This window comes from Massilia sp. CT11-108, from assembly GCF_047302915.1.
In the GTDB taxonomy this organism is placed as follows: Bacteria; Pseudomonadota; Gammaproteobacteria; order Burkholderiales; family Burkholderiaceae_D; genus Telluria; species Telluria orientalis.
In genome coordinates this window covers 1-6,562 of sequence record NZ_JBKYMO010000328.1, presented here as the reverse complement: position 1 = coordinate 6,562, position 6,562 = coordinate 1, and the positions used below count along the sequence as shown (strand labels likewise).

Sequence of the window (6,562 nt, the reverse complement as noted above, 5' to 3'; positions counted from 1 at the left end):
GGCTTGTTGGCCTCGGCTGGCGTGGCTTCGGTCGACGCCACGCCGCGCGGCGTTTTCAGGATGCGCGACGGCGGCGTGCCGGGCGGCGGCGGGCGGTCCGAAAACACGCGGGTGCCGTGGTCGTCGATCCAGGAATACTGGGCGTAGGCCGGTGCGGCCAGGAAGGCGGCCAGCAACAGAAGAGGGTAACGGTTCATGTGCTGATTTCGCCATGCCTGGCGGCCACTGTCAATCGCGCGTTTCGGGTGATTTCAGTCGTTTTTTGCCAGGCTTGCGACGTTTTCCTGGAGTTTCTGTATAATTCGCTTTTGCGCCTATAGGAAATAAACTATGCGTCTCCTCCAGAAAGCACTCACGTTCGATGACGTGCTGCTCGTCCCGGCCTACTCCAACGTCCTCCCGGCCAACACGTCACTGCGCACCAAGCTGACCCGGAATATCTCGCTGAACATTCCGCTGCTGTCCGCCGCCATGGACACCGTGACCGAAGCCCGCCTCGCGATCGCGATGGCCCAGGAAGGTGGTATCGGCATCATCCACAAGAACCTCCGTCCGGCCGACCAGGCGCGCGAAGTGGCGCGCGTGAAGCGTTTCGAAGCCGGCGTGCTGCGCGATCCGATCACGATTCCGCCGACGATGAAGATCCGCGAAGTCCTGGCCCTGGCCCAGCAGCATGGCATCAGCGGGTTCCCGGTGGTGGAGGGCAAGCAGGTGGTCGGCATCATCACCAACCGTGACCTGCGTTTCGAAGAGGATCTGGACGCCGAGGCGCGCGCCAAGATGACCCCGCGCGACAAGCTCGTGTACGTCAAGGAAGACGCCGGCACGGATGAAGCCAAGCGCCTGATGAACAAGTTCCGCCTGGAGCGCGTGCTGGTCGTCAACGACGAGTTCGAACTGCGCGGCCTCATCACCGTCAAGGACATCCTGAAGTCGCACGAACACCCGAACGCGTCGAAGGATGCGCAGGGCAAGCTGATCGTCGGCGCGGCCGTCGGCGTGGGCGACAAGGACAAGGAACGCGTCGACCTGCTGGTGAAAGCCGGCGTCGACGTGCTGGTGGTCGACACGGCGCACGGCCACTCGCAAGGCATCCTCGACCGCGTGAAATGGATCAAGACGACGTACCCGCACGTGGACGTCATCGGCGGCAACATCGCGACGGCCGCCGCCGCACGCGCGCTGGTGGAAGCGGGCGCCGATGCAGTGAAAGTCGGCATCGGCCCGGGCTCCATCTGCACGACGCGTATCGTGGCTGGCGTGGGCGTGCCGCAGATCACCGCGATCTCGAACGTGTCCGAAGCGCTGGCCGGCACGGGCGTCCCATGCATCGCCGACGGCGGCATCCGCTACTCGGGCGACATCTCGAAGGCGCTGGCCGCCGGCGCGCACACCGTCATGATGGGTTCGATGTTCGCCGGCACGGAAGAAGCGCCGGGCGAAGTGATCCTGTACCAGGGCCGCAGCTACAAGGGCTACCGCGGCATGGGTTCGCTGGGCGCGATGGCCGAAGGTTCCGCTGACCGCTACTTCCAGGAAGCGTCGAGCAAGGCCGACAAGTTCGTCCCGGAAGGCATCGAAGGCCGCGTCGCCTACAAGGGCAGCGTGCTGGCGATCATTTATCAGCTGGTCGGTGGCGTGCGCCAGTCGATGGGCTATTGCGGTTGCGCGTCGATCGAAGAACTGCGCGAGAAGGCGGAGTTCGTCGAGATCACGTCGGCCGGCATGCGTGAATCGCACGTGCACGACGTGCAGATCACCAAGGAAGCGCCGAACTACCGTACGGAATAAGATCCCCCGAAACGCGGCCAGCCGGCCGCGTTTTTGCATTGACTATCAAAACATACATGCACTCGAAAATCCTCATCCTCGACTTCGGTTCCCAGGTCACCCAACTGATCGCCCGCCGCGTGCGCGACGCCGGCGTGTTTTCCGAGGTCTATCCCTACGACATCGGCGACGCTTTCGTCCGCAACTACGGCGCCTCCGGCGTGATCCTGTCCGGCAGCCACAACTCCACGCTGGAAGGCGATTCGCCGCGCGCGCCGCAGGCCGTGTTCGAACTGGGTGTGCCCGTGCTGGGCATCTGCTACGGCATGCAGACGATGGCCGCGCAACTGGGCGGCAAGGTCGAGAACGGTAAAGTCCGCGAATTCGGCTACGCCGAGGTGCGCGCCCGCGGCCATACGAAACTGCTGAACGGCATCAACGACTTCGTCACGGACGAGGGTCATGGCATGCTGAAGGTGTGGATGAGCCACGGCGACAAGGTCCTCGACATGCCGCAGGGCTTCAAGCTGATGGGCTCGACGCCGAGCTGCCCGATCGCCGCGATGGCCGACGAAGAGCGCGGCTTCTACGCGCTGCAATTCCACCCGGAAGTGACGCACACGACGCAGGGCGAAGCCATCATCGGCCGCTTCGTGCACGAGATCTGCGGCTGCAAGAGCGACTGGAACATGCCGGACTACATCAGCGAGGCCGTCGAAAAGATCCGCGCGCAAGTCGGCAGCGATGAAGTGATCCTGGGCCTGTCGGGCGGCGTCGACTCGAGCGTGGCCGCCGCGCTGATCCACCGCGCCATCGGCGACCAGCTGACCTGCGTCTTCGTCGACCACGGCCTGCTCCGCAAGGACGAAGGCAAGATGGTCATGGACATGTTCTCGAAGAACCTCGGCGTGAAGGTGCTGCGCATCGACGCGTCCGACCAGTTCATGGGCCACCTGGCCGGCGTCAACGACCCGGAGCAGAAGCGCAAGATCATCGGCCGCGAATTCGTCGAAGTGTTCCAGGAGCAGGCCAAGCAGCTGACGGCCGCACGCTGGCTGGCGCAAGGCACGATCTACCCTGACGTGATCGAATCGGCCGGCAAGGGCAAGAAGGGCCAGACGATCAAGAGCCACCACAACGTGGGCGGCCTGCCGGAAACGCTGAACCTGAAGCTGTTGGAACCGCTGCGCGAACTGTTCAAGGACGAAGTGCGCAAGCTGGGCGTCGCCCTGGGCCTGCCGCATGACATGGTGTACCGCCACCCGTTCCCGGGCCCGGGCCTGGGCGTGCGCATCCTCGGCGAAGTGAAGCGCGAATATGCCGACCTGCTGCGCGAAGCGGATGCGATCTTCATCGAAGAACTGCGCAAGACCCCGTTCGAAGTGCCGCACGTGCCGGGCATCGACGCCGGCAAGGCGCCGACCAACTGGTACGAGGCGACGTCGCAGGCGTTCGCCGTGTTCCTGCCGGTGAAATCGGTGGGCGTGATGGGCGATGGCCGTACTTATGAATACGTCGTCGCGCTGCGTGCCGTGCAGACGCTGGACTTCATGACGGCGCAGTGGGCGCATCTGCCGCATGAGTTGATGGGCAAGGTCTCCAACCGGATCATTAACGAAGTGCGCGGTATCAATCGCGTCGTGTATGACATTTCGGGGAAACCGCCGGCGACGATTGAATGGGAGTGAAATTTCCTTTTGGAAATATTGCTCTCGTAATTTGAAAAAAGCTCGCTTCGGCGAGCTTTTTATGCAGCATAAATACTCGGTGCAGAACTGTTTTAAGCGTGCTCAAAGCCCGTAATCATTAGTTGTGTTGCGGCGCCGAAGCGATTATGCAGCAGCCTGCAAAGCGCTTTAGGCGGGTTCGATTCCCATCCCCTCCTCGAGCATATCTGTAGATCAGCGCTTTTGCGCTGATGTATGCCATTTTCATTTCTGGTTGTCGCGGTCGCGCACATTAAACATTTTTTCGCGCGACACACGCCTACCGAACTCATGACAATTCATTGCGCATGGTCTGCCTGGCCGGGAAACGCAGCGTAAACGTACTGCCTTTGCCGGGTGTGCTAATGACCTCGGCTGTCCCGCCATGAAGTTCGGCGATCGAGCGCACCACCGCCAAGCCCAGACCCGTGCTGTCAGCCGAACTGCGTGCGGCGTCGGCACGGTAGAAGCGGTCGAATAGAAAGGGCAGGTGTTCGGCGGCGATACCGTCGCCGTCGTCGCTGACCGCGATCACGACAGCGTCGTGCTCCCACGCGGCCGACAGCCTCACCGTGCCGCCACGGGGGGTGTAGCGCAAGGCATTGGTCAGCAGGTTCGACAGGGCGCGGCGCAGCAGTACGGGGTCGGCGTCCAGTTCGGCCTCGCCGTGGATCGCCAAGGTGATGCCCTGTTCTTCCGCCGCGATGTCGTAGAAGTCGGCCAGCGTGCGAAATTCGACGGCCAGCGCCACCCGTTCCAGGTGCAGGTGCTGACCGGCGTTGTCGGCGCGCGCGAGGAACAGCATGCTCGACACCATGCGCGAGAGCCGCTGGCCTTCCTCGACCACGATGCCGAGGGTGTTCTGGTATTCCGCCGGCGCGCGCGCGCGCGCCAGCGTGACGCTGGCAGCGGCGACCAGGTTGTTGATCGGCGACCGGAACTCGTGCGCGAGGTCGGAGGAAAAGCGGGTCAGCTGTTCGAACGACTGCTCCAGCCGGGCCAGCATGTCGTCGAAGGCGCTGGCCAACACTCCCAGGTCGGATGGCCAGGCCTCGCTCGCCATACGGGCATGCAGTTTCTCGGCGTTGATGCGGCCGATTTCCCGGCTGATTGCCCGCACCGGAGCCAGGCCACGCCGGGCGAGCAGCCAGCCGGCGCCCGCGGACAGTACGATTGCCAGGGCGATCACACCTGCCAGCTTGGCGCGGTAGGCGCTCAGCACGTGCTGATCCTGCGAGACATCCAGCACGCCGCGCAGGAGCGTGCCGCGAGGACCGAGGGAAGGACCCCGCAATTTCGCCGCTTCGCGGCCGGGCAGATCCGCCGCAACGTCGAGTACAAGGTAATAACGCACCGGCTGGCGCGACCGGTCGGCCCACCTCACGAAGCCCGACCGCATACCGGCATGCGCGAGCGCGGCGCCAAATAGCGCCGTGTTCGACGATGCAGCCAGGACAAGTCGGTCCGGCGCCACCAGTTGCCAGGCAAATTTCTGGTAATCCTCCTGGTACTCACCCCACTCGTGCTGCCACTGGCTGGGGACCTGCCTGCGCGCCAGGTGTTCGAGCACGTCGCGCTGGATCTGGAGGTCGTCGCGCAGCTCGGCTTCCTCCTTGTCGCGCAGCTGCTCCACCAGCTCGGAGTACATCATGACCGAGACGCCGATCACGATCACTGCGGTCGCCGTGCCGAAGAACAGGCTCAGGCGCGCCGTCAGCGACCAGCGCCCGGCGTCGAACAGCTTAATTGCGCACTTCGAGAACATAGCCGACGCCGCGTACCGTATGCAGGAGCTTGACGGAATAGGGGTCGTCCAGCTTGGTGCGCAGGCGCCGGATCGCCACCTCGACGATGTTCGTGTCGGACTCGAAATTCATGTCCCAGACCAGGTCGGCGATCACGGTGCGCGACTGTACTTCGCCACGGCGCCGGACCAACAGCGACAGTAGCGCGAATTCCTTGGGAGTCAGTTCGAGCCGGTCGGTGCCACGTGTGGCCCGATGTTTGAGCAGGTCGACCCTGAGATCGCCCAGTTCGAACACGGTTGGCTCACTCGTCGCGGGCGAACGCTCATTGCGGCGCAGGATAACGCGCACCCTTGCCAGCAGCTCGCTGAACGCGAACGGCTTGACCAGATAGTCCTCGGCCCCCAGTTCGAGGCCGCGCACGCGGTCGTCGATGGCATCGCGCGCAGTGACGAACAGCACCGGCGTCTGGCGCTGCGCACGGCGTGCGGTTTCAAGGATGGTCCAGCCGTCGAGGCCCGGCAGCATGACGTCCAGGATCGCCAGATCGTATTGCACGGTCAGCAGCAGGTGCAGGCCATCGGGCCCGTCGTGGGCGACGTCGACCACCATGCCTTCTTCCTTGAGGCCCTTGGACAGGTAGGCGGCGGCGGTAGGCTGGTCTTCCACCAGCAGAATCTTGGTCACGTTCTCGATCGCTTTCAAACCGTTTATTATCCCTGGCGCGGGCTCATTCCACCGTCGCCTCAATCGGCGCAGCGACACGCCGCGGAGACGTGCGGCGCGGTGCGGCGAGCCGGTCGAACCACACATACAGCACTGGCGTGATGAACAGGGTGATCAGCTGCGACAGCAACAGGCCACCGACGATCGCGACGCCAAGCGGCTGGCGCAGTTCGGCGCCGCTGCCCAGGCCCAAAGCGATCGGCAGGGCCCCCATGATAGCGCACAGTGTGGTCATCATGATCGGGCGGAAGCGCAGCAGGCAGGCCTGGCGCACCGCGGCGTCCGGCCCCAGCCCCAGGCGGCGCTGGGCGTCGAGCGCGAAGTCGATGATCATGATCGCGTTTTTCTTGACCACCCCGACCAGCAGCAGGATCCCGATCATGGCGACGAAGCTCAGGTCGAGGCCGGTCATGCGCAGGGCCAGCAGGGCGCCCACCGCGGCCGACGGGATGCCCAGCAAAATCGTCACCGGATGGATCCAGCTTTCGTACAGCATGCCGAGGATGACGTAGATGGCGGCGACGGCGATCGCGATCAGCCACAATTGGCTGCTTTGCGATTGCTGGAACAGCGCAGCCTGCCCGGCGAAGGCGCCGAAGACGGTCGCCGGCAGCG

At 64.2% G+C, this 6,562-nt stretch carries 6 protein-coding genes; 2 read left to right on the top strand and 4 right to left on the bottom strand.

Annotated features, from left to right (window positions below; all coding sequences use genetic code 11):
- A partial coding sequence (locus tag ACEN88_RS21840; protein WP_413342977.1) for a DUF4124 domain-containing protein occupies window positions 1-197 on the bottom strand: 197 nt, incomplete at its 3' end.
- A 133-nt stretch (window positions 198-330) separates the two neighbouring features.
- On the opposite strand from ACEN88_RS21840, the gene guaB reads away from it, so the two are divergent.
- Together guaB and guaA are read left to right on the top strand one after the other, a co-directional pair.
- On the top strand, window positions 331-1,791 hold the full coding sequence (guaB, locus tag ACEN88_RS21835) for an IMP dehydrogenase (protein ID WP_413342975.1): 1,461 nt from the start codon (window positions 331-333) through the stop codon (window positions 1,789-1,791).
- A gap of 56 nt (window positions 1,792-1,847) precedes the next feature.
- A complete protein-coding gene (guaA, locus tag ACEN88_RS21830) occupies window positions 1,848-3,458 on the top strand; it encodes a glutamine-hydrolyzing GMP synthase (RefSeq protein ID WP_413342973.1) in 1,611 nt (536 codons plus the stop codon).
- A 307-nt stretch (window positions 3,459-3,765) separates the two neighbouring features.
- On the opposite strand, the gene ACEN88_RS21825 is transcribed toward guaA, so the two are convergent.
- From ACEN88_RS21825 to ACEN88_RS21815, 3 genes are all read right to left on the bottom strand, one after another.
- Window positions 3,766-5,241, bottom strand: coding sequence for a heavy metal sensor histidine kinase (locus tag ACEN88_RS21825; protein WP_413342971.1), 1,476 nt, complete (start codon window positions 5,239-5,241; stop codon window positions 3,766-3,768).
- Window positions 5,219-5,908: a heavy metal response regulator transcription factor gene (locus ACEN88_RS21820; protein WP_413342970.1), complete on the bottom strand. Its 690-nt coding sequence runs from the start codon at window positions 5,906-5,908 to the stop codon at window positions 5,219-5,221. The genes ACEN88_RS21825 and ACEN88_RS21820 overlap by 23 nt, the downstream gene beginning before the upstream one ends.
- A 43-nt stretch (window positions 5,909-5,951) precedes the next feature.
- Window positions 5,952-6,562: efflux RND transporter permease subunit (locus ACEN88_RS21815; protein ID WP_413342968.1), on the bottom strand; the 611-nt coding region annotated here is incomplete at its 5' end.